We start from the raw sequence: 22294 nt of genomic DNA on the forward strand, positions 1-22294 counted from the left end.
TTAAGAAGTTGACAATCATAAGTCAGCTTATTATCACGGCCCATATAACAAGCATGCCGGGGCGCCGCAAGAGGCGCGATGCCGCACTGCAATAAATTTTCAGTGAACATGATCCGGAGCGGTGCGGTTCGGCTTAGAACGCCTGGGATCGCGCGGCAGCGGTAGAAGAGAGAACGAAAATGGCTAGGCGTCTTCTGGCTCAAATGTTGTGCATAAGCGCGGCGCTGACGACCGGCGGCCCGGCCATTGCGAAAACCGTGGTGAGCTGCGGCGGCGCGGCTCTGTTGAGCGGCGCCCAATTGCTTTGCAGCCATACCGACCCGAAGGCGCCGGCTCAATTGTGCACTTTCAGTTGGGCGCTGGCGACGCTTGCGAACCAAACGCAGGTGGTTTCAGGGTCTTTTCTGCTGCCGCCGGGCTCCTCGAACGTCCAGGTTTATGAAGGCGGCGGGTTCTCGCACGCCATGTCCGGACCGATCGTGCTCTGCCAGGGCAAGCGGACCCCGCCTTGACGGTCTCGCTCGGCGCGTCTTTCGGTAGAAAATCATGGCAGGCCTCCCGATCATCGCGATCGTCTATTGCGATGAGCTGCGGCGGAAGAAGCGGGGAGGCCGGTGGGCCGCTCCGCCAGAGCGCCGTCAATCTGTCCTTCCCCGGAATAGCCCCCGCGCCCGAAAGACCCTTCCCGGCCGCCAAAAACCCGCGCTAAGCCTTTGATTCCAGCGCGCCCGGAAGGGCGCTCGTTTCCGCGAATCGAGCGATTTCAGGCGTTTGACCCCCATCGACCTTCCCGATCGAATTTTCCGCTCCCAAACGCCCCGCCGCCAGCCTTCCAGCGACCGCTTCGCGGGTGGCGGCGATGCGGTCGACGCCGGCGAGCATGCCGGCGCTTTCCCAGCGATCGCGTCGGGCGAGCGACAAAGGAGGCTCGCACTGGGCGTGGTAGCGATCGAGTTTCTCCAGCACCTTGACCAGCCGGTCGACCGCGCTGAGCTTCCCCTCCGCCACCTTCTGCTCGATCACCCGCAAGGCGGCTTCGAGCCTGGCGATCTGCACCAGAATGAAGTCGGTTTGGGGATCGACATTGTCCTTTTGCAGCGCGGCCTGAATGATCTGGCGCACCCGCCGCGGCGTGATCGCCTCGGCGGCGGCGATCTCCTGATAAGATTGCCCCTCCAGCATGCGCGCAAAAATGCGATCGCGGCGGATAGCGTGGTCATGCGCCGTGAGCTTGGGTTTTTGGGCAGTGAGCGTGGCTGCGTTCAAGAGCGGACTCCTTCATTTGCGCCTTTTGGGAAGGCGGTGGAAGGTAAGGATAGCAGGAATACTGATTTTCAGAAAGATTTTGTTCGCTCTTATGGCGTTAGCTGTTGTTTCAAAAATCATAGACATTCGAATGCCATCGCCGTGCTCGGCGTCAAGGCCAAGCCGCTTCGCGGGCGCTACGCGCGCCTTGACCCCTGCGCGCGCCGATGGCGTTTGGCCCGCCATGGTGTTTTGGTGAGCGAAGCGGCGCAATTGAACATGGGAGACTGCTTCGCCTATGCCTGCGCGCGCGCCCAGAACGCGCCGCTGTTATTCAAGGGCGAAGACTTCCTGCAAACCGATATCAACGACGCGGAGCGCTGATTCTGGCGGCGCGCTATGCCGGCCGCATCGCATCGTCAGCGCGATTTTCGATGCCGATGACTTTTGATCGAAACGATCGGGGGCGATCCATCGTTTCGCATGGCGGAGCGCGTTTCACCCTCGAAGGATTTGTCCTCGCTTGCGGCATATGAGGCTCGCGCGGATGGACGAGACGCATCCACGGCTGTCCGGTTGAGATTTCTGCGATGTCGCCGCTATTCCCTCCCCCCTTGTGGGGGAGGGTTAGGGAGGGGGGTCGCGCCGCCCTCGAAGGCATCGTCCCGCAGGCGCGGACGCAGTTCAATCAGCTTCAATCGAATAGTCTCCAGCGCGCCGTCGATATTCTGGAAAATCTCGTCATTCGTAAATCGCAGAACGTCGTAGCCCTGCGAGCTTAATGCGGCAGAGCGCAACGCGTCGCGCGCCCGCTCCGCATCGGTCGAGTGTGTAGCGCCGTCGACTTCGACGACCAGTCGCGCCTCGTGGCACGCGAAGTCCACCACGAAGCCCTTGAGGATGACCTGGCGCCGAAACCTGAAGCCGCCGATCTGTTGGCGTCTGACGCCGTTCCAAAGGCGCCGCTCGGCGCTGGTCGCGTTTGTCCTGAGCCTGCGCGCAATCGGCTTCAATCGGTTGGGCATGCGCGACCCCCCTCCCTAACCCTCCCCCACAAGGGGGGAGGGGATTCCCGCGCTCCAACCTTATCGCCCAAATCTATGCCCGCTGAAGAGCCATTTGCCTCAGTCGGTCGCTATCCCGGCTCTCCCAGCCGTACGCCAATTTCCTCAGCGAGACCACCGTAGCCCTGTCACGTCCGCCCACGACCACAAGCCGCGCATGACCAGCCCTTCAGTCGGCGCCGCTGGCGCGAACCCCCGCCGTGACGTTTTGCCCCCGTGAATTCCCCCAACCAAAGGCGCATCTTCTCCGCGCCGCGGCGCAGCGCCAGGCGAATCGAAATCCGGGGGGATCGCCAATGCTCGCATCGTCTATGTCATGGCTGTTGATCGTGTCGGGGACGGTGGCGTCGCTCGCCGGCGTTGGCGTGTTTCTGTTCCCCCGGCTGACGTTGGAATTGGGTTTCGGGACGACCAGCGCCGACGGCGTGGTGATCTCGCTGGTGCGCCATTGGGGCGTGATGGTCGTCGTGCTCTACGCCCTCACCGTCTATTGCGGCTATGTCCCGGCTGCGCGCCCCGCGATCATGACGGCCGCCATCATCGACAAGCTCGGCATGATCGTGTTGTTTCTGTTCGGGCCGATGAAGCGCACGCTGGCGCTGACCGGCCTGGTGATCACGGACGGCATTCTGTCGCTTCTGTTCATCGCCTATCTCCTGGAGTGAACGGCGCGATGACGCTGAACGAAACGCATGCTTTGGTCCTGTTCTCGGGCGGGCAGGATTCGACGACCTGCCTCGCCTGGGCGCTCGAACGCTTCGAGCGCGTCGAGACCGTCGGCTTCGATTATGGACAGCGCCATCGCGTCGAACTGGAGGCGCGGCTCGTCGTGCTCGCCGCGCTGCGCCGCGATTTCCCCCATTGGGCGCCAAAGCTTGGAGACGATCATGTCGTCGATATCGCCGCCTTGGCGCAGGTCAGCGAGACGTCGCTGACGCGCGACGTCGCGATCGCGATGCAGGCCAATGGCCTGCCCAATTCCTTCGTGCCCGGACGCAATCTGCTGTTCCTCACCTTCGCCGCCGCCATCGCCTATCGGCGCGGCGTCAAACATCTGGTGACGGGCGTCTGCGAGACCGATTATTCCGGCTATCCCGACTGCCGCGACGACACGATCAAGGCGATGCAGATCGCGCTCAACCTCGGCATGGAGACGCGCTTCGTCGTGCATACCCCGCTGATGGCCATCGACAAGGCCGCGACATGGGCGATGGCGGAGAGGCTGGGCGGGCAGCTTCTGATCGACCGGATCATTGAGGACACGCATACCTGCTACAATGGCGACCGCTCGACGCTCCACGCCTGGGGCTACGGCTGCGGCGCGTGCCCGGCTTGCGCGTTGCGCGCGGCGGGGTGGGGAAGGTACGAGGCGGGAGCGCGTACCAGGACGCCAAAAGAGTGATCGTTGGCCGCGCTAATTTGTAATTCCCAGCCGTCATGGCCGTGCTTGGTTAGGCAAACAAACCTTAGCCGCAATCTAACGCTGGCTTCAAACATCTATGGCTGTGCATTTCCGCCAGCAGCCTTTGAACAACTTTCGATCAAATCTATGGCGCGGTGATTGAAGTTCCATCTCATTTCACCGTGGACGGGCTTTACCCAGCCGCCGTTCTGCAACGCGCAGGTGCATCCGATTTTGTTTCGCATCTGCGCACACTGCGGATCAATTTGAAGCGCGGACGCAGAAGTGAACTCGCCCGAGCCGACCAGGAAAACGAGCGCTAGCGCACCTAATCTAGCGGCTACCAAATTTGTTATAATATTCATGTAAGCCCCCCGGCCACGCGTCAAATTAAAAGGCGATACCTTCTACGCGTCAATGGAAGGTATTATACGCACTGACAACATGTCAATTCGGTCACGCCGCCTTCGCTTGCTGGAGCCACTACGAATGGGCATCGGCTTGTTCACCCCCGCAGGGCCAGAAAACCATCAGGACAAGGCGGATTTTCGCAAAATATAGTTACGGTGCATTCAACCCGCCTAAAGAAGCGGATGTCGTCATCGCGAGCGGCAGCGAAGCGATCCAGACGAGGGCCATCAGAGCCTCAGTCTGGATTGCTTCGTCGCTTCGCTCCCTCGCAATGACGCGGGTTACAGCGTCATTGCTCACGACCGCCGTCTCGCCCTACATCACCGCCTGCGTCGCCTGTCCCGCCACGATGTACCATGTCACGAACAAAGCGCAGATGAACGCGCCGGGGACATAGGAATTGGTGCGGCGATAGGCGAAGGTCGCGATGATGGCGAGGATCGTCAGGATGGGGACGAACTGGATGCCGACGATCGCAAACAGCGCGATGTCGCCGGAGGGCAGATGGCCCGACAGGAACAATGCGGCGTAGACGAGCGCGATCATCAGCGCGAAGCCGCCGACCAGCCCGAGAATATTCGTCGCATATTGCGCGAAGCCGCCGGCGCCCGCGACGCCGAGCGAGGCATGCAGCGAGCGCATCGCGATGAGGCAGAAGAAGGTCAGCGGCAGGATATAGATCGCGAAGATTTTCATCTGCTCGACGCTCATCAATTTCACGCCGACGAGATAGAAGCGAAAATCGACGAGGAACGCGCTTTGCGCGATCGCCAGCGCGCCATAGCCGACGAGCACGGCGACGATGGCGGCGCAAAGCGCGCGCAGCCAGTCGTTGTCGAACTTTGCGCCGCGCCCGCCCGTGAACAGCGACAGGATCAGCGAGACCACAGCCGTGGCGACCGCCCAGAGCACGATGCAATTGGTGATGTGCTGCGGCATGAAGGGCGCCGGCGTAAGCTGCGCATAGCCCACCGCCACCGCCGGGAAATAGAGGATGGCGGGCAGGAGGGTCGCAAGGATGAAGGCGAGCCACCAGCCGCCGCCGCGCGAGTCGCGAACCGGCGAGGGCGCATGCGCAAGGCTCGCGAAGACGGGCAGCGTCAGCGCGGCTTCGAACGCGCCGAGCAGCAAGGCGACAAAGCCGATCAGGCTGATCAGCGTGCCGAGCTCCTTGAAATACCAGATCTGATCGGAGACCGGCCGCGCGACGCCGCCCTTCAGATTCTGCGCGAACCAGTCGACGGCGTCGCCGATCGATTGGGTCGAAATATGCTCGCCGGTATGGGTGATCGCGGGCTGATAAAGCACGCGCGCATTGCCCGCGTCGATCGCGCCATAGAGCTTGCCGACCTCGACCGGCTTGTCGGTCCCAAACAAGGCTTCGAGCTTGGGCGATTGCGGTACGTCGGCGGCGCTGTCGACATCCCACATCAGCTTGGAGAATTCGTCATACTGGCCCTCGATCAGCGCGAGATTGCGCGGCCATGTCGGCGTTCCCTCGGCGGCGAATGGCTTGCCGGTGCTCGATCCCGCCAGCACCATCGCTTTGTAATCATTGGGCGCCGTGATCGCGGCGGCCAACACCGTCCAGCCGCCCATGCTATGGCCTTCGAGGCCGATATTGTCCTTGTCGACAATGTCGAGCCCGCGCAGATAGGCGAGGCCGGCCGGGCCGCCAAAGCCGTCGGCGAAAGCGGGCCCGTCGCTATAGCCATGGCCGCGCTGGTCGAGCGCCAGCACGACATAGCCGCGCCGCGCGAATTCGATGGCGAAGCCATCCTGGGTTTCGCGCGAATTGATATAGCCGTGAACGGCGAGAATGCCCGGCGCCGGCGTCTTGGCGGTGGCGGTGGCGGGCTGATAGAGCAGGGCGCTCATGATGACGCCATTCGACGCGGCGAAGCGCACGTCGCGAACCTTCACCCCGTCCGCAGTCTGGACGCAATGGGCGAGGATGGCGCCGGCGAGAATGACGACGCATCCGATGATGAACAGCTTCCAGCCCTTGAGCATGAATTTCCCCCTGGTTTTTAAGTCCGCCCCTTCTTCGAGGGGCGAGATGGCGTATCATAGCAGGATTCGGCGCGCGGCTTGCCTCACCCCCCTGTAGGCGCGGTCGATGACCGCGCTCCTCGCCGACATACGGCGTCCGCGGAACGGGACGCGGTCAGCGACCGCGTCTACAGGCCCGCAAATATCTCATTCGTTTAACCACGGCCCCTCACCCCTTCGCCGATTGCGCGAGCGCGGCCGCCAGACTTTCGATGCGATGGCTCGCCTCGCCGAGCGCTTCGGCCGCCTGCGCGAGTTGATGATCGGCGTCGCGCCGGGCGGCGCTGTCGATGTCGGCGTTCTCCAGCGCCTTGCTCTCAAGCGCCGCGATGGTTCGCCGCGCTTCCGACAATTCGTCGGCGATGGTGAGCGCGGCCATGACGACGAGCCGCTGATCGCCGATCTCGCCAAACGAGCCGCGGATTTCGTCGATCTTGCCGTCGATCGAGCGGGCGAGCGTTTCGAGATGCGGTTCTTCGCCCTCGTTGCAGGCCAGACGATATACGCGCCCGCCGATCGTCACCGTCACCTGCGCCATGGGTCGAGCGTCTCCTTGTCTGTCAATCCGGCTCATCGCCGGTCGTGCGTTCAAGAACGGTGCGAATGGCCGCGCCGGCGCGCCCGAGCCGCTTGGCGGCCTCGTTGTTGGCGGTGAGCAGCGCGCGATTCCTGTCCAGCGCGCCGTCAAGCTCGACGGCGAGCCGCGCGCGATCGTCCTGCATCAGCGCGAGCTCCTCCTGCGTATCGCCAAGCGCGCTGTCCTGCCGCAAGCGTCGCTCGATCGCCGCCTCGAGCAGGTCGATGGCGGCGCGCAGTCGCTTGAGGGACGGCTCCAGGGGGTCGGCGACCATGCGGCATCCGTGGGTTGCGTATCAATGTTTACGCTTTGGATGAAGCGCGCGTCAACGCGGGGCGCGGGGTTGAACACAGGGGAATTGGGTTTGGCGGCGCGCTTTCTGCCCCAGCGGGAATCGCTTTGCGATTGGAGCTGCCTGCGCGCCTCCACAATTGACACGTTTGACCCCGGCGCCTATCAAGCCGGCCTCGGGATGGACATGCGGCGGTCCGCCGGCGCGCACGGGAGAGCGATATGGCGTCGGTTGTGACCCATGATGCAATGGCCAACGCTATTCGCGCATTGTCGATGGACGCCGTCGAGAAGGCCAATAGCGGCCATCCCGGCCTGCCGATGGGCGCGGCCGATATGGCGACGGTGCTGTTTCGCGACGTCCTGAAATTCGACGCCGCCGACCCGCATTGGCCCGATCGCGATCGCTTTGTGCTGTCGGCCGGCCATGGCTCGATGCTGCTCTATTCCCTGCTTTATCTGACCGGAACGGGCGGCGCCGACGGCTTGCAAATCGACGACCTCAAGCAGTTCCGCCAGCTTGGCTCGAAGACGCCAGGCCATCCCGAATATCGCCATACGGTCGGCGTCGAGACGACGACCGGCCCGCTGGGGCAGGGCCTGGCGACGGCGGTCGGCATGGCTTTGGCGGAGCGGATGCTGGCGGCCGAATTTGGCGACATCGTCGACCACCACACCTATGTCCTGGCTTCCGACGGCGACCTGATGGAAGGCATCAGCCAGGAGGCGATCGCCATCGCCGGCCATTTGAAATTGGCCAAGCTGATCGTGCTCTACGACAACAATGGCATCTCCATCGACGGCAAGACTTCGATTTCCGATTCGGTCGATCAGGTCGCCCGCTTCAAATCCGCCGGCTGGAAAGCCGTGCTGATCGACGGGCACGATCAGGCCGCGGTTCTGCGCGCCCTGCGCGCCGCCAAAAAGGCCGACAGGCCGACGCTGATCTCCTGCAAGACGACGATCGGCTTTGGCGCGCCGACGCGCGCCGGCACCAGCAAGGCGCATGGCGAGGCGCTTGGCGCGGCCGAGATCGCCGGCGCGCGCCTCGCGCTGCATTGGCCCTACGAACCCTTCGTCGTGCCGGAGGAAATCCTCACCGCATGGCGCGCGGCCGGGGCCAAGGGCCGCAATCCGCATAATCGCTGGCGCCGTCTGTTCAAGACGCGCTCGCCCGAGCAGCGCGCCGAATTCGAGCGGCGCATTCGCGGCGATCTGCCCGCGAGTTTTGCGCAGACGATCGACGCCTATAAGCAAAAGCTCGCCGCCGAGGCGCCCGAGATCGCGACCCGCAAGGCGGGCGAGGCGGCGCTGAAAATCATCGCGCCCGCCGTTCCTGAACTGATCACCGGTTCGGCCGACCTGACCCCGTCCAACAACACCAAGGTCGAGGCGACGCGCGACATCACGCCGGACGATATGTCGGGCCGCTATATCCATTGGGGCATTCGCGAACATGGCATGGCGGCGGCGTGCAATGGCCTGTCGCTGCATGGCGGCTTCATTGCGTCGGGCGCGAGCTTCCTGGTTTTCACCGACTATTGCCGCCCCTCGCTGAGGCTCGCCGCGCTGATGGGCGTGCGCGTCACGCATGCGTTCACCCATGATTCGATCGGGCTTGGTGAAGACGGTCCGACCCACCAGCCCGTCGAACATCTGGCTTCGCTGCGCGCGATGCCCAATCTCCTGTTGTTCCGCCCGTGCGATTCCGTCGAGACGGTCGAATGCTGGCAGGCGGCGCTTGAAGCCCGGACCTCGCCGTCGATCCTTGCGCTGACGCGCCAGAACCTGCCCGCGTTGCGGCGCACTCATGTCGCGGAAAATCTCAGCGCGCTCGGCGCCTATGAGATTTCGCCTTCGAACGGCCCGGCGGCGGTCTCGCTGTTCGCCTCGGGTTCGGAAGTGTCGCTCGCCGTGGCGGCGCAGAAGATTCTGGCCGACAAGGGCGTCGCCGCGCGCGTGGTCTCAGTGCCGTGCATGGATTTGTTCCTTGACCAGAAGGAATCCTACCGCAAATCCGTCATCGGCTCGGCGAAAGTGCGCGTCGGCGTCGAAGCGGCGGTTCGCCAGGGCTGGGACGCCCTGATCGGCGACGGCCCCTTCATCGGCATGACCGGCTATGGCGCGAGCGGGCCCTATAAGGCGCTCTACCAGCATTTCGGCATCACCCCGCAAGCGGTGGCCGATGCGGCGCTGGCGCGGTTGGGGTGATGCCGCAAGGTTTGGAGCGCGGCAAAATCCCCTCCCCCCTTGTGGGGGAGGGTTAGGGAGGGGGGTCGCGCTGACCTCTCCGAATCCTCGCAAAGGCCAATATTTGTTAGGTTAGCGCGACCCCCCACCCCGGCCCTCCCCCACAAGGGGGGAGGGAGTTCGCGGCGTCCATGTCTCGGAAAAACCTCAACCGGACAGCCGCGAGACAAGCCCGGCCATGACGAGTGGGGCGGTTCCAGGCGAAATGAATTGCGCCGGTCGGGCGGCATGAGTAAGAAAACTTAAGTCTTGCAGGGAGATTGAGCGATGACGGTGAAGGTGGCGATTAACGGCTTTGGGCGCATCGGGCGCAATATCTTGCGCGCGATTGTCGAATCCGGGCGAACCGACATCGAAGTCGTGACGGTCAACGATCTTGGCCCCGTCGAGACTAACGCCCATCTGCTGCGCTTCGACAGCGTGCACGGCCGCTTTCCCCATGAGGTCTCGGTCGAGGGCGACTACATCAATGTCGGCCGCGGCAAGATCAGGGTCACCGCGATCAAGGATCCCGCGGCTTTGCCGTATAAGGATCTTGGCGTCGACATTGCGCTGGAATGCACGGGCATCTTCACCGCGCGCGACAAGGCGGCCGCGCTGCTGACCGCCGGCGCCAAGCGCGTCATCGTTTCGGCGCCGTCCGACGGCGCCGATCTCACCGTGGTTTATGGCGTCAACCATCACAAGCTGACGAAGGAACATCTTGTCGTCTCCAACGCCTCCTGCACGACCAATTGCCTCGTTCCGGTCGTCAAAGTGCTCCATGACGCGATCGGCATCGGTCACGGCTTCATGACGACGATCCATTCCTATACCGGCGACCAGCCGACGCTGGACACGATGCATAAGGATCTTTACCGCGCCCGCGCCGCGGCGCTGTCGATGATCCCGACCACCACCGGCGCCGCCAAGGCCGTCGGCCTGGTGCTGCCCGAGTTGAAGGGCAAGCTCGATGGTTCGTCGATCCGCGTGCCGACTCCCAATGTCTCGGTGGTGGACTTCAAATTCGTCGCCACTCGCGCGACCAGCATCGAAGAGATCAACAATGCGATCAAGGCGGCCGCCGAGAGCGGCCCATTGAAAGGCATTCTGGGCTTCACCGACAAGCCCAACGTCTCCTCCGACTTCAATCACGACAGCCGCTCCTCGATCTTCCATCTCGACCAGACCAAGGTGATGGAAGGAACATTCGTGCGCGTGCTCTCATGGTACGACAATGAATGGGGCTTTTCGAACCGCATGGGCGACACCGCCGTGGCGATGGGCAAGCTGATCTAAGGCATGAATCCCTTCCCCCCTTGCGGGGGAAGGTGGCATGCGAAGCATGACGGATGAGGGGGCGGTTCGACGGGGAGCGCGACAGCTTATCCGCGGTGTCTAATTCTGCGACGCCCCCTCATCCGACCTTCGCTTACGCGAAGGCCACCTTCCCCCGCGAGGGGGGAAGGGGGTTCAACCGATACGATCGATCATCTTCGTCGCTGATTGCCTCTCACTGAAGTTAGAGACATCCATGACAAAATCCTTCCGCACCCTCGACGACGCCTCCGTCTCCGGCAAACGCGTCCTTCTGCGCGTCGATCTCAACGTGCCGATGGAGCATGGCAAGGTGACCGATGCGACGCGCATCGAGCGCGTCCTGCACACCATCCGCGAGATCAGCAAAAAGGGCGGCAAGGTTATCCTGCTCGCCCATTTCGGGCGGCCCAAAGGCGGCCCCGATGAAGCTAATTCGCTGCGCCCGGTCGCCGCGGCGGTCGCCGAACATCTCCAGCAGCCTGTCGCCTTCGCGGCCGATTGCATCGGCGAAGTCGCGGCCAAGGCGATCGCCGCGATGAAGGACGGCGACGTCCTGCTGCTCGAGAACACCCGCTTCCACAAGGGCGAGGAAAAGAACGATCCGGCCTTTGTCGACGAACTCGCCAGGCTCGGCGATCTCTATGTCAACGACGCTTTTTCGGCCGCCCATCGCGCGCATGCCTCGACCGAAGGAATCGCGCATAAACTGCCGGCCTTCGCGGGCCGCGCGATGCAGGCCGAACTCGAGGCGCTCGGCAAGGCGCTTGAATCGCCCAAACGTCCGCTCGTCGCCATCGTCGGCGGCGCCAAGATTTCCAGCAAGCTCGATCTGCTCGGCAATCTCGTCGCCAAGGTCGACGCCCTCGTCATCGGCGGCGGCATGGCCAATACGTTTCTCAATGCGCAAGGCCTGCCGGTCGGCAAATCGCTCTGCGAGAAAGATCTCGCCGAGACCGCGCGCGCGATCATGGCCAAGGCGCAGGAGACGCGTTGCGCGATTCTCCTGCCTGTCGATGCGATGGTCGCTTTTCATTTCGCGGCCAATGCGCCTTCGCATGATTATGGCGTCGATGCGATACCCGACGGGGGGATGATGCTCGACATCGGCCAGCTTTCCGTCGACCGCATCAAGGCCTCGATCAACGAGGCGGCGACCGTCGTCTGGAACGGACCTTTGGGCGCCTTCGAACTCGCCGGCTTCGAGCATGGCACCTACCAGCTTGCGCGCCATGTCGCGGAACGCACCAAAGCGGGCAAGCTCGTTTCGGTCGCCGGCGGCGGCGACACGGTCGCCGCGCTCAATGGCGCCGGCGTCGCGCATGATTTCACCTATGTGTCGACGGCGGGCGGCGCCTTCCTCGAATGGATGGAAGGCAAGGCGCTGCCGGGCGTCGAGGCGCTTCGCCGCTAGCGGCGGGCGGGTCCGCCCTTGCTGTGATGAAGAGTCGCCGCGGCTGCTCAACTTTCCGCTAAGTTCACCGCGCTCCCGAGGTGGTCGATGAAGGCCCGCACGCGCGCGGGAAGATGGCCGCCCTGGCCGAGGTAGACCGCGTGTATTTCTTCAGCGTCGCCGGGGTTGAACGTCTCAAGCACGGTCTTCAGCCGCCCGGCCGCGATGTCGGGGCCGATATGGAAATGCGCGAGCCGGGCGATGCCGATTCCGGCGAGCGCGAGGCGGCGGGCCGTTTCGCCATCGCCGGCCTGGGCGTTGCCGTGGGGCGTCAGAATGGTCGCGGCGCCATCCACGACGAACGGCCAGCCTTCGAAACTTCGCGCGAAATTAAAGCCGATGCAATTATGCGCCGCGAGATCGGCGGGGCTGCCGGGCGTTCCGAATCTTTCGAGATATTCGGGCGCGGCGACCAGCGCCATCCGGCTCGCGCCCAGTTTGCGCGCGATCAGCCTTGACGCCCGCAACGGACCGACGCGGATCGCGACATCGGCCCGCGCCTCCAACAGATCGATCACCTGATCCGTCAGCACGATGTCGAGCGTGATTTCCGGATGCCGCGTCAGGAATTCAGGCGCTAGCGGCAACAGATAGCGCAAGCCGAAAGGCACGTTCGAGTTCACGCGCACACGGCCGCGCGGCGCGGCGCCGGCGGCGACTTCGCGTTCGGCCTCGTCGATATCCTCCAGCAGGCGCCGCGCGCGGTCATAGAAGGCGCCGCCTTCGGCGGTGAGTTGCAGCTTGCGCGTCGAGCGATTGACCAATCGCGCGCCAAGCCGCGCCTCGAGCCTGGCGACGAGCTTGCTCACCGCCGAGGGCGTCATCCGCAGCGACCGGGCGGCGGCCGAAAAGCCCGATTGCTCGACGATCCGCACGAACACTTCCATCTCGCGGGAGCGATTGACCTCGATGCGCGCCATGATGATTTCAGTTCATAAATGATATTCCAGACGGCAATCTAGTTCACGAGCGGCGTCGCGTCCATCTAGGGCTTTGTCTCGCCGTCGCCCTGTGGAGCCTCGGGCAGGATCGCCGGGGGGCCGTCGCCGCGAATGGCCGAGGTTTGCAGCGCGTGGCCCGTCCCCTCGCAACAACAGGAGTTCAATCATGGAATATCGACGTTTGGGCGCGACTGGCTTCAAGGTCCCCGTCCTCAGCTTTGGCGCCGGCACATTCGGCGGCTCCGGCCCGCTGTTCGGCGCATGGGGCGACACGGACGCCGTCGACGCGCGCCGTCTTGTCGACATCTGTCTCGAGGCGGGTGTCACGATGTTCGACACCGCCGACGTCTATTCCAACGGCGCCTCGGAGGAAGTGCTGGGGGAGGCGGTCAAAGGCCGGCGCGACAAAGTGCTTCTCTCGACCAAGGCGACCCTGCGCGTCGGCGAGGGCGCGAACGATGTCGGCGCCTCGCGTTTCCATCTCGTGCAAGCGGTCGAGGCGGCGTTGAAACGGCTCGGCACGGATTACATCGATCTCTTCCAGCTCCACGCCTTCGACGCTTTCACGCCGGTGGAGGAAACGTTGTCGACGCTCGACATGCTCGTTCGCGCCGGCAAGATCCGTTACGTCGGCGTTTCGAACTTCTCCGGTTGGCAATTGATGAAGTCGCTCGCCGTCGCCGATCGCTACGGCTATCCCCGCTACGTCGCCAACCAGACCTATTATTCGCTGATCGGCCGCGACTATGAATGGGAGCTGATGCCGCTGGGCCTCGACCAGGGCGTTGGCGCGCTTGTCTGGAGCCCGCTCGGCTGGGGCCGGCTCACCGGCAAGATCCGGCGCGGACAGCCGCTGCCGAAAACAAGCCGCCTGCACGAAACCGCCGGCTTCGGCCCGCCGGTCGATGACGAATTGCTGTTTCGCGTCGTCGATGCGCTCGACGCCATTGCCGAAGAGACGGGCAGGAGCGTTCCGCAGATCGCCTTGAACTGGCTGCTGCGTCGCCCGACGGTATCGAGCGTCATCATCGGCGCGCGCAACGAGGAGCAGCTCCGCCAGAATCTCGGAGCCGTCGGCTGGGAGCTGACATCAGATCAGGTCGCCCGGCTGGACGCGGCAAGCGCCGCGACGCCGGCCTATCCCTATTCGCCCTACCATCGGCAGGCGGGTTTCGCCGAACTCAATCCGCCGGCGGTCTGACGGGTGGGGCGCCTCAGCCCGGGCATAATGAACCTCGACCGAATCCCTCCTCGTCATTGCGAGGGAGCAAAGCGACGAAGCAATCCAGACTTGGGGGTCATCGCGGCCGCTTCGTCTGGGTCGCTTCGTCGCTGCGCTCCCTCGCGATGACGGAGAGGGAGCGATTCGATCAAGAAGCACCCCGCTCCAGCAACGCCCGCGCGATCGCCTCCCATTCCGCGTCGAGCGTTTCGCGGCAGATGGGTTTTCCGGCGCGGCGATACCAATAGGCGGCATTGCCGGCGTCGCCCTCTTTGCGATGGAGATAGGCATGAACCCAATCGCCGGCGCCGCCCTCGTCGCTCTGCGCCAGATCATGCGCGCGATCGAAATCGCCATGCGCGTCATGCCAAAGCGCGGCGAGCGCCGGGGTGAGTCCCGCAGGTGGGGCGGGGGCGGCGAGGGATTGGCGGAAGGCGGCGAGGTTCATGGGCGAGTGCGAAGCTCCAGCCTATGCGGCGATTTTCACGTCGATGGTAACCTCTTTGCCCAGCGCTTTGAAAGCGGCTTCGATCTGATTGAGCCGCGAAGCGTGATCCAACCGAAAAAGGCGATCGACCGACTCTCGATTCCATGACAAGCGCCGCGCCAGTTCTGCGCGGTTGACGCCCGCAGATCGCAAGGCCTGATAGAGGCTGACCTTCAGCGTCGTGAGGAGCGACATTTTCACGAGCTGGCCGGATTGGTCCGGCGGCGGAATGTCTTCGTTGTCGGAAATCATGCTGTCCAACGCGGTTTCAATCGCATCGACAGCATTGTGAAGCGCGGCCTCTCTCGTCTCGCCAAAAGTCGCGACCATCGGAATGGCCGGGCAGGTCACCAGAAACGTATCGTTATCGTCCGGCGCGACATCGACATGATAGCTCAGCATCATTTCAGTCCCAATTGCTTCTTGATCGCGTTGACCAAACCTGTTCCCAATTCCTTGCGTCCGCCGTGCATCGGCATTTCGGTCTTAAGAGCGCCGCGACGAACAATGATATGTCCGGAACCGCTCCTCTTTGTCTCGAAAGTGCACCCTTGGGAGGCAAGCCACTTTTTAAGTTCCGGAGCATTCATCTTCAGATGATACTCCACAGATGTGTTGATGTCAACACATCTGTGGCGGCGCTTGACCGGCTTGTCCAATCTGAACGCTGAGAGGCTTTGGCCCCGTAGTCAGCTTCATCGCAGTTGGGAACAGCCCACGCATGATGAGCGTGCAGGGTAGCTGAAAATTGCGACTTCTATTGTCCCTCTTGTCCTCTCCCCGCCGCCCTCCTAACCCTCCCTTAACCTTAACAACCCCTAATAGCGGCAGCGGTCTCAGGAATGTCCCTGACGGCCGGACAAGCGTTGACGCCCATATAGTCCCATGTTATCCCATTTCATCCCGTTAGGAGTATCCGCGTTCGGGCGGTCGAAACTGCGTGCAAGCGCGGCGCTGACCGTTGCTGTTCTCGGCCAAAACGGGGTCGGGGAGCCCGTTGGACCGCTTTGTTTCGCATTACACCAACCGTTTCGATGCGAAGGGTCGCATTTCGATCCCCGCGTCTTTTCGCAGCGTGTTGGCGAAAGATGGGTTCGAGGGGCTTTACGTCCATCCCTCGCTGGACGCGCCGGCGCTCGATTGCGGCGGCAATGCGCTTTTGCGGGAGATCGACGCCCTGCTGGAGACCATGCCGGCCTATTCGGAGCCGCGCGATGTCTTTGCAACCGCCCTGTTGGGCACGAGCGAGATTTTGCGGCCCGATTCGGAAGGGCGCGTAATCCTCAGCGAGGCGAGCCGGGCGTTCATGGGTCTGACCGGCGAAGCGGTTTTCGTCGGGCAGGGCCACAAGTTTCAGATCTGGGAGCCGGGCCGTTTCGCTGGGCGCCTCGAGGAGGCCAAAACTCGAGTGCGGCAATTGCGGGCGGAACTTGGCGCCAGAGCGGCGCGCGCTGCGCCACAAGGAGTGCGCGAATGATGGTGGGCCGCGGCGAGGGGCAACCCGCTGCTGGCGGACCGGCCCACCACATTCCCGTCCTTCTTGAAGAGATCGTCTCCGCCCTCTGCGTAAAAGAGGGCGGAGTCTATCTTGACGGCACATTCGGCGCCGGCGGCTACACCAGCGCCATTCTCGCGCGCGGCGCCGAGGTGATCGCGCTCGATCGCGACCCGGAAGCCATCGCCGGCGGCCAAAGTCTCGCCGCCGCTTCGGGCGGGCGGCTGCGTCTTGTCGAAGGGCGCTTTGGCGAACTCGATGCGGCCGCGCTTTCCCTAGGCGTCCAGGGGCTTGACGGAATCGTCCTCGACATCGGCGTCTCCTCCATGCAGATCGACGAAGCCGCCCGCGGCTTTTCGCTGCGCCATGACGCGCCGCTCGACATGCGGATGGAAAAAAAGGGCCGCACCGCCGCCGACATATTGCTTGAGGATGACGAAGAGACGATCGCCAATATTCTGTTCCATTACGGCGAAGAGCGCGCCTCGCGCCGCATCGCGCGCGCCATCGTCGCCGACAGGCCCACAGCGCCGTATGTCTCGACCCTGCAACTGGCCGAGATGATCGCGCGCGTCGCGCCGGCAAAGCCCGGGGAACTCACGCATCCCGCCACACGCAGTTTTCAGGCCTTGCGCATCGCGGTCAATGACGAACTGGGCGAACTCGCCCGAGGTCTCTTCGCCGCCGAGGCGATGCTGGCGGCGCAGGGCCGCCTTGTCGTGGTGACGTTTCATTCGCTTGAAGACCGCATCGTCAAGCAGTTCTTCGCGCGGCGCTCGGGGCGGGGCCGCGCGGCCTCGCGCCTGCTGCCCGGCGAGCCGGCGCCCGAAGCGCCGACTTTCGTCGTCACCGCCGGCCAGCCGATCGTCGCGGGCGAACCGGAACGGTTCGAAAATCCGCGCTCGCGCTCGGCCAAGCTACGCTTTGGCGAGCGTACTGGCGCGCCCGCGCGGGGGCCTGACGTTGAACTTCTCAAATTGACCCGCCTGCCGCCTTCGCGGCGAAGGAGAGGCTGATGTGGCGTCTTCTGCATGTCATCGCGATCGGCGCGCTCGTCGCCTCGGCGGTCTATGTCTATTCCTTGAAATATCAGACGATCTATGCGTCGGAGCAGATCCTCAAAACGCGTCATCTGATCGCGAGGGAGCGTGACGCGATCAATATTTTGCGCGCCGAATATGCTTTTCTGACGCGTCCCGACCGTCTTCAGGCGCTCGCCGACAAACAGCTTGATATGCAGCCGCTCTCGCTCCATCAGATCGTCAAGGCTGGCGATTTGCCCGAACCCGCCGCCAAGATCGATTCCATCGGCCGCAAGCTGGAATCGCTCGGCTTTTCGGGCCCGACCGCCACGCCAAACGCCGGCGTCACCGGCGCCACGCCTTCCACGAGGTAAGTCATGACCCGAACGCCCATGACTTTTCTCCAGATGAAGATGAATTCCCTTCTGACGAAAATGATGTCGTCCGCAGCGAAGATCGTTTTGCGTTTGAAGGCCGTGGATTTGTCATGGAGCAGAGTGGCGAGGCTCGCGCGCGATCTGGTGCGCACCCGGCTCGACAAGAGCGGCGGCCGCATTCGCCTTCTGATGCTAGGCCTGTTCGTCGCCTATGTCGGCATCGGCGCCAGACTCGTTCTGCTTGGCCTGTCCCACGATCCCCCGCTGACCCTAAAAGTCGCGGCCGATCAGGCCGCTTCCGGCGCCCGTCCCGACTTGCTCGACCGCAATGGCGAGATTCTGGCCACCGACATCAAGACCATGTCGGTGTTCGCCGAACCGCGCCGCATCATCGACAAGGACGAGGCGGTCGAACTCATCACCGCCGTTTTGCCCGACATCGACGCCAAGGAGCTTCGCGAACGCCTGGGTTCGAAGAAGGGCTTCGTCTGGGTCAAACGTCAGGTCACGGCCAAGGAGCAGAAGGAAATATTCCATCTGGGTCTGCCGGGCGTCGGCTTTTTCCCGGAGAACAAGCGCGTCTATCCCAATGGGCCGGTGGGCGCGCATGTCATCGGCTTTGTCGACAAGGACAATATCGGCATCGCCGGCATGGAGAAATATCTCGACAACCAGAGCCTCACCGATCCCCATGTCGCCGGCTTCAGCATCGATCCGGCCAGTCTGAAGCCGGTGCGCCTTTCGCTCGATCTGAGAGCGACGCACGCCCTGCGCGACGAACTCGCCGCCGGCCTCACGCGCTTTCACGCCAAGGCGGCGGCCGGCGCCATCATGGACGTCACGACAGGCGAGGTCATTGCGGCCGAGTCTTTGCCGGACTTCGATCCGAATAATTCCAACGACATGAAAGACCCGACGCTGATCAACCGCCTGACCGTCGGCGTCTATGAAATGGGTTCGACCTTCAAGGCGCTCACGCTCGCGATGGTTCTTGACTCAGGCAAAGTCACGCTTGGCAGTCACGTCGATGCGCGCGAAAATCTTCGCTATGGGCGTTTCACGATCCATGACCTTCATGCGACGCATCGCATGCTGTCGGTGCCTGAGGTCTTCACGCATTCCTCGAACATCGGCTCGGCGCGTCTTGCGATGATGGTCGGCGTGCAAGGGCATCAAGACTTTCTCAGAAAGGCAGGCCAGCTCGATAGGATGCGCACCGAATTGCCTGAGAGCGCCGCGCCGCTGATTCCCAAACCCTGGGGCGAGTTGAACACGATGACGATCGCCTTCGGCCAAGGCCTCAATGTGGCGCCTCTTCAGGCGATGATGGCCGTGGCGGGGTTGCTCAATGGCGGCAATCTCATGACGCCGACGTTTTTAATCCGCAGCCCCGCCGACGCCTTGGCTCAAAGTCGTCGCATCGTCAGCGAGCAGACTTCCGAGTCGATGCGTTATCTCTTGCGCGCCAATGCGACCCATGGTTCGGCTGACCACGCCAATATTCCAGGCTATTATGCGGGCGGCAAAACCGGCACCGCGCAGAAAAACTTTCACGGCCATTATTCCAACGACAAGGTCTTCACGACCTTCATGGCTATCGTGCCCGCGGATAAGCCCAAATATCTCTATATGGCGCTTTATGACGACCCGCAGGGTCTGCCTGAGGACGGCGGTTATCATTATGCCGCGTATAATGCGGGCCGCGTCACAGGACGGCTGATTGAGCGCGTTGAGCCGCTGCTTGGCGTGCCGCCCGAGCAGGAGTTCCCGACGCAGCCCTTCCCGCTCCTCGCAAAGCTCGGCTATGGATTTGACGCAGACAAGGTGGCGAAGGAGTGAAGCGGCTCCGCGATCTCATCGACGTTCCCGAACCCGCAGGCGCGTTGGCGACGCGCATGGTCGAGGGTCTGTGCGCCGATAGTCGCAAAGTGAAAAGCGGCGATGTTTTTTTTGCGCTTGCCGGCGCCAAAGAGGACGGGCTCGCCTTTGTCGCGCAAGCGGTCGAGAACGGCGCCGGCGTGATCGTCGCCGAACGCGCGCCGCCGTCGCTGCCGCCCCATGTCGGCTATGTCGGCGTCGCCGACGCGCGGGCGGCGCTCGCTCACGCCGCCGCGCGGTTTTATCCGCGCCAGCCTGAGATCATTGTCGCGGTGACAGGCACCAGCGGCAAGACTTCGGTCGCCGCCTTCGCGCGGCAGATCTGGGCGAAGCTCGGCTTTGAGGCGGCCTCGCTCGGCACGATCGGCATCGTCTCGCGCAACGTAAATGTCTATGGCTCGTTGACGACGCCCGACCCTGTCGCCTTGCATAAGTCGCTTGACGAACTTGCCCGCGCGGGCGTGACGCATCTGGCGCTGGAAGCGTCCTCGCATGGCCTCGACCAGAAGCGGCTTGACGGCGTGCGCCTCGCCGCCGGCGCCTTCACCAATCTGTCGCGCGATCATCTCGATTATCACGCGACGTCCGCCGCTTATCTCGCCGCCAAGCTGCGCTTGTTCGCCGAGCTTCTCGAGCCCGGCGCACCGGCGGTCATCGATGGCGATAGCGATGCCGCCGCGGATGTGGCCGCCGCGGCGACGCGGCGCGGGTTGAAGGTTTTCACCATCGGCGCGAAGGGCGAGGCGATCCGTCTCCTGTCGGCCTCGCGCGAAGGCTTTGCGACGCGGCTGAGTCTCGAACATGCGGGCCGGCGATGGCGCGTGCTCTTGCCGTTGCCCGGCGATTTTCAGGTCTCCAACGCGCTTGTCGCGGCGGGCCTTTGCCTTGCGACGGGGAGCGAACCCGGCGCCATTTTTGCGGCTTTGGAGGGGCTGGAGGGCGCCCCCGGGCGGTTGGAGCGGGTCGGCGAACGCCATGGCGCGCCGGTTTTCGTCGATTACGCGCATAAGCCTGACGCGCTCGACAAGGCGCTGGCGACGCTGCGCCCCTTCGTGCAGGGCCGTCTGGTGGTCGTGTTTGGCTGCGGGGGCGACCGCGACGCGGGAAAACGCCCCCTTATGGGCGAGATCGCCGCGCGCGGCGCCGATATCGTCATCGTCACCGACGACAATCCGCGCTCGGAGAATCCCGCCGCCATTCGCGCCGCCATATTGGCCGCCGCGCCTGGCGCCATCGAGATCGGCGACCGGGGACAAGCGATTCGCGCCGCCATCGCCATGCTGTCGGAGGGCGATGCGCTGCTGATTGCCGGAAAGGGTCATGAAACGGGCCAGATTGTCGGCAATTCCACGCTGGCGTTTTCCGACCATGAAGCCGCCCGCGCGGCGCTGAAGGACGCGGCATGACCGACCCATTGTGGAGCGAGACGGAACTCGCCCAGGCTTTGGGCGCGCCGCCCAGCGCGCCTTTGAGCGCGGCTGTCGCGGGCGTGTCGATCGATACGCGCACCCTCGCGCCGGGCGATCTCTTCTTTGCGATTCAAGGCGAGACGAGCGACGGCCATGATTATGTCGCGCGCGCTTTTGCGGCGGGGGCGAGCGCCTGCGTCGTCGCGCAGACGCGCGCGCGCGAACTCGCCGCGCATGGGCCGGTCTTCGCTGTCGACGATACGCTGCGCGCGATGGAGCGGCTCGGGGCCGCCGCGCGCGCGCGGACACACGCGCGAATCGTCGCTGTCACCGGCTCGGTCGGCAAAACCAGCGCCAAGGAAATGCTGCGCGTCGCGCTGGCCAAGGCCGGCCCGACCCATGCCTCGGCGGCCTCTTATAACAATCATTGGGGCGTGCCGCTGACGCTGGCGCGGATGCCGGCCTCTTCCGCCTTCGGCGTGTTCGAGATCGGCATGAACCATGCTGGCGAGATCACGCCTCTGGTCGCGATGGTGCGGCCCCATGTCGCGCTGGTGACGACGATCGCGCCGGTGCATATCGAATATCTCGGTTCGATCGAGGCGATCGCCGAAGCGAAAGCCGAAATCTTCACCGGCGTCGAGCTGGGTGGAACCATCGTTCTCAATCGCGACGCGCCGCAATTCGCGCTGCTGGAGCGGCGCGCGTCCCTGACGCGCAAAGTCGTGAGCTTCGGCGCCGATGCGCGGGCGGACGGCCGGCTCCTGCATTTCGAGCCTGAAGGCGAAGGCGCCGCGGTGCGCGCTGTCCTTCACGGCCGTGAGATTGCTTTTCGTCTTGGCGCGCCTGGGTTGCATATGGCGCAGAATGCAGTCGGCGTGCTGCTCGCCGTTGAGGCGCTCGGCGCCGACGTGGCGCAGGCCGCCGCCGCGCTGGCCGAATTCTCGGCCCAGAAGGGACGCGGCGCGCGCTTCACTTTGCATGGCCCCGGCGGCGCCTTCACGCTGATCGACGAAAGCTATAACGCCAATCCCGTCTCGATGCGCGCCGCGCTCGCCCTGCTGAGCGCGACCAACCCTGGCGCCGGCGGGCGGCGCATCGCCGTGCTCGGCGACATGCTCGAGCTCGGCGCCGGCGGCGCCCAGGCGCATGCCGATCTCGCCGGCGATCTTGCGCGCCATAACGTCGATCTTCTCTTCTGCGTCGGTCCGCTCATGCGCCGCCTTTTCGACGCCGCGCCGCCGGCGATGCGCGGCTTCTGGGCCGAGCGTTCGGCCGACATCGCGCCATCCGTTTTCGACGCGGCGCGCGGCGGCGATGTCGTCATGGTCAAAGGATCGCTCGGCAGCGCGATGGGGCCGGTCGTCGCGGCGCTTCGATCGCATTTTTCGTTAGCCCCCGCAGGCGAGTAGAGGAACTTCA

Annotated in this window: 23 protein-coding genes; 14 read left to right on the forward strand and 9 right to left on the reverse strand. The window is 64.0% G+C overall.

Annotated features, from left to right (window positions below):
• Nucleotides 1-179: 179 nt before the first annotated feature.
• A complete protein-coding gene (locus tag GSQ90_RS26280; protein WP_246731786.1) occupies nucleotides 180-512 on the forward strand; it encodes a hypothetical protein in 333 nt (110 codons plus the stop codon).
• 193 nt (nucleotides 513-705) lie between these two features.
• On the opposite strand, the gene GSQ90_RS26285 is transcribed toward GSQ90_RS26280, so the two are convergent.
• Entirely contained in the window at nucleotides 706-1266 is a 561-nt protein-coding gene (locus tag GSQ90_RS26285) for a hypothetical protein (protein WP_158817916.1), read from the reverse strand.
• Here GSQ90_RS26285 and GSQ90_RS32570 point away from each other — a divergent pair.
• Nucleotides 1219-1629: a type II toxin-antitoxin system VapC family toxin gene (locus tag GSQ90_RS32570; protein WP_246731787.1), complete on the forward strand. Its 411-nt coding sequence runs from the start codon at nucleotides 1219-1221 to the stop codon at nucleotides 1627-1629. The genes GSQ90_RS26285 and GSQ90_RS32570 overlap by 48 nt on opposite strands.
• Nucleotides 1630-1844: 215 nt before the next feature.
• Here the strand turns inward: GSQ90_RS32570 and GSQ90_RS26295 are convergent, their stop codons facing one another.
• Complete coding sequence (locus GSQ90_RS26295) at nucleotides 1845-2270, reverse strand: endonuclease domain-containing protein (protein ID WP_158817917.1); 426 nt, start codon at nucleotides 2268-2270, stop codon at nucleotides 1845-1847.
• Between the two features lie 335 nt (nucleotides 2271-2605).
• Between GSQ90_RS26295 and GSQ90_RS26300 the strand changes: the two genes are divergently transcribed.
• Both GSQ90_RS26300 and queC read left to right on the forward strand, forming a co-directional pair.
• On the forward strand, nucleotides 2606-2974 hold the full coding sequence (locus tag GSQ90_RS26300; RefSeq protein ID WP_158817918.1) for a hypothetical protein: 369 nt from the start codon (nucleotides 2606-2608) through the stop codon (nucleotides 2972-2974).
• Nucleotides 2975-2982: 8 nt separating this feature from the next.
• On the forward strand, nucleotides 2983-3711 hold the full coding sequence (queC, locus tag GSQ90_RS26305; RefSeq protein ID WP_158817919.1) for a 7-cyano-7-deazaguanine synthase QueC: 729 nt from the start codon (nucleotides 2983-2985) through the stop codon (nucleotides 3709-3711).
• Nucleotides 3712-4437: 726 nt separating this feature from the next.
• Here the strand turns inward: queC and GSQ90_RS26310 are convergent.
• From GSQ90_RS26310 to GSQ90_RS26320, 3 genes are all read right to left on the reverse strand, one after another.
• Nucleotides 4438-6135, reverse strand: coding sequence for a S9 family peptidase (locus GSQ90_RS26310; protein WP_158817920.1), 1698 nt, complete (start codon nucleotides 6133-6135; stop codon nucleotides 4438-4440).
• A 208-nt stretch (nucleotides 6136-6343) separates the two neighbouring features.
• Nucleotides 6344-6712 (reverse strand): cell division protein ZapA, encoded by a 369-nt coding sequence (locus GSQ90_RS26315; RefSeq protein WP_158817921.1) that lies wholly within the window; start codon nucleotides 6710-6712, stop codon nucleotides 6344-6346.
• A 22-nt stretch (nucleotides 6713-6734) separates the two neighbouring features.
• The gene (locus tag GSQ90_RS26320) at nucleotides 6735-7025 is read right to left on the reverse strand and encodes a DUF4164 domain-containing protein (RefSeq protein ID WP_158817922.1); all 291 of its coding nucleotides are present in this window, start codon (nucleotides 7023-7025) and stop codon (nucleotides 6735-6737) included.
• A gap of 239 nt (nucleotides 7026-7264) precedes the next feature.
• Here GSQ90_RS26320 and tkt point away from each other — a divergent pair, with 239 nt between their 5' ends.
• The 3 genes from tkt to pgk all read left to right on the forward strand — a co-directional run bounded on the left by tkt (nucleotide 7265) and on the right by pgk (nucleotide 12002).
• Entirely contained in the window at nucleotides 7265-9253 is a 1989-nt protein-coding gene (gene tkt, locus GSQ90_RS26325) for a transketolase (protein ID WP_158817923.1), read from the forward strand.
• A 306-nt stretch (nucleotides 9254-9559) separates the two neighbouring features.
• The gene (gap, locus tag GSQ90_RS26330) at nucleotides 9560-10570 is read left to right on the forward strand and encodes a type I glyceraldehyde-3-phosphate dehydrogenase (protein WP_158817924.1); all 1011 of its coding nucleotides are present in this window, start codon (nucleotides 9560-9562) and stop codon (nucleotides 10568-10570) included.
• A 235-nt stretch (nucleotides 10571-10805) separates the two neighbouring features.
• Complete coding sequence (gene pgk, locus GSQ90_RS26335; RefSeq protein WP_158817925.1) at nucleotides 10806-12002, forward strand: phosphoglycerate kinase; 1197 nt, start codon at nucleotides 10806-10808, stop codon at nucleotides 12000-12002.
• Between the two features lie 47 nt (nucleotides 12003-12049).
• On the opposite strand, the gene GSQ90_RS26340 is transcribed toward pgk, so the two are convergent.
• Complete coding sequence (locus GSQ90_RS26340) at nucleotides 12050-12961, reverse strand: LysR family transcriptional regulator (protein ID WP_158817926.1); 912 nt, start codon at nucleotides 12959-12961, stop codon at nucleotides 12050-12052.
• Between the two features lie 187 nt (nucleotides 12962-13148).
• Between GSQ90_RS26340 and GSQ90_RS26345 the strand changes: the two genes are divergently transcribed.
• A complete protein-coding gene (locus GSQ90_RS26345; protein WP_158817927.1) occupies nucleotides 13149-14183 on the forward strand; it encodes an aldo/keto reductase in 1035 nt (344 codons plus the stop codon).
• Nucleotides 14184-14352: 169 nt separating this feature from the next.
• Here the strand turns inward: GSQ90_RS26345 and GSQ90_RS26350 are convergent, their stop codons facing one another.
• Genes GSQ90_RS26350 through GSQ90_RS26360 form a run of 3 tightly spaced genes read right to left on the reverse strand, consistent with a single transcriptional unit; the run spans nucleotide 14353 to nucleotide 15350 of the window.
• The gene (locus GSQ90_RS26350) at nucleotides 14353-14652 is read right to left on the reverse strand and encodes a hypothetical protein (RefSeq protein ID WP_158817928.1); all 300 of its coding nucleotides are present in this window, start codon (nucleotides 14650-14652) and stop codon (nucleotides 14353-14355) included.
• 21 nt (nucleotides 14653-14673) lie between these two features.
• Nucleotides 14674-15096 carry a type II toxin-antitoxin system HicB family antitoxin gene (locus tag GSQ90_RS26355; RefSeq protein ID WP_246731788.1) on the reverse strand — a complete coding sequence of 141 codons (423 nt, stop codon included), beginning with the start codon at nucleotides 15094-15096 and terminating at the stop codon, nucleotides 14674-14676.
• Nucleotides 15093-15350 carry a type II toxin-antitoxin system HicA family toxin gene (locus GSQ90_RS26360; protein WP_371418448.1) on the reverse strand — a complete coding sequence of 86 codons (258 nt, stop codon included), beginning with the start codon at nucleotides 15348-15350 and terminating at the stop codon, nucleotides 15093-15095. The genes GSQ90_RS26355 and GSQ90_RS26360 overlap by 4 nt, the downstream gene beginning before the upstream one ends.
• A 338-nt stretch (nucleotides 15351-15688) precedes the next feature.
• On the opposite strand from GSQ90_RS26360, the gene GSQ90_RS26365 reads away from it, so the two are divergent.
• The 6 genes from GSQ90_RS26365 to GSQ90_RS26390 are packed head-to-tail and all read left to right on the forward strand — an operon-like array spanning nucleotide 15689 to nucleotide 22284.
• Complete coding sequence (locus GSQ90_RS26365) at nucleotides 15689-16168, forward strand: division/cell wall cluster transcriptional repressor MraZ (protein ID WP_158817929.1); 480 nt, start codon at nucleotides 15689-15691, stop codon at nucleotides 16166-16168.
• Complete coding sequence (gene rsmH / locus GSQ90_RS26370; protein ID WP_158817930.1) at nucleotides 16165-17202, forward strand: 16S rRNA (cytosine(1402)-N(4))-methyltransferase RsmH; 1038 nt, start codon at nucleotides 16165-16167, stop codon at nucleotides 17200-17202. Before GSQ90_RS26365 ends, rsmH begins: the two co-directional genes overlap by 4 nt.
• Nucleotides 17202-17582: a hypothetical protein gene (locus GSQ90_RS26375; protein WP_158817931.1), complete on the forward strand. Its 381-nt coding sequence runs from the start codon at nucleotides 17202-17204 to the stop codon at nucleotides 17580-17582. The genes rsmH and GSQ90_RS26375 overlap by 1 nt, the downstream gene beginning before the upstream one ends.
• Nucleotides 17583-17585: 3 nt before the next feature.
• The gene (locus tag GSQ90_RS26380; RefSeq protein WP_246731789.1) at nucleotides 17586-19424 is read left to right on the forward strand and encodes a penicillin-binding protein 2; all 1839 of its coding nucleotides are present in this window, start codon (nucleotides 17586-17588) and stop codon (nucleotides 19422-19424) included.
• A complete protein-coding gene (locus GSQ90_RS26385) occupies nucleotides 19421-20869 on the forward strand; it encodes a UDP-N-acetylmuramoyl-L-alanyl-D-glutamate--2,6-diaminopimelate ligase (RefSeq protein ID WP_371418449.1) in 1449 nt (482 codons plus the stop codon). The genes GSQ90_RS26380 and GSQ90_RS26385 overlap by 4 nt, the downstream gene beginning before the upstream one ends.
• Nucleotides 20866-22284, forward strand: a complete 1419-nt coding sequence (locus GSQ90_RS26390; RefSeq protein ID WP_158817932.1) for a UDP-N-acetylmuramoylalanyl-D-glutamyl-2,6-diaminopimelate--D-alanyl-D-alanine ligase — start codon at nucleotides 20866-20868, stop codon at nucleotides 22282-22284. Before GSQ90_RS26385 ends, GSQ90_RS26390 begins: the two co-directional genes overlap by 4 nt.
• Nucleotides 22285-22294: the final 10 nt, after the last annotated feature.

This window comes from Methylocapsa sp. S129 (assembly GCF_009765995.1).
In the GTDB taxonomy this organism is placed as follows: Bacteria; Pseudomonadota; Alphaproteobacteria; order Rhizobiales; family Beijerinckiaceae; genus Roseiarcus.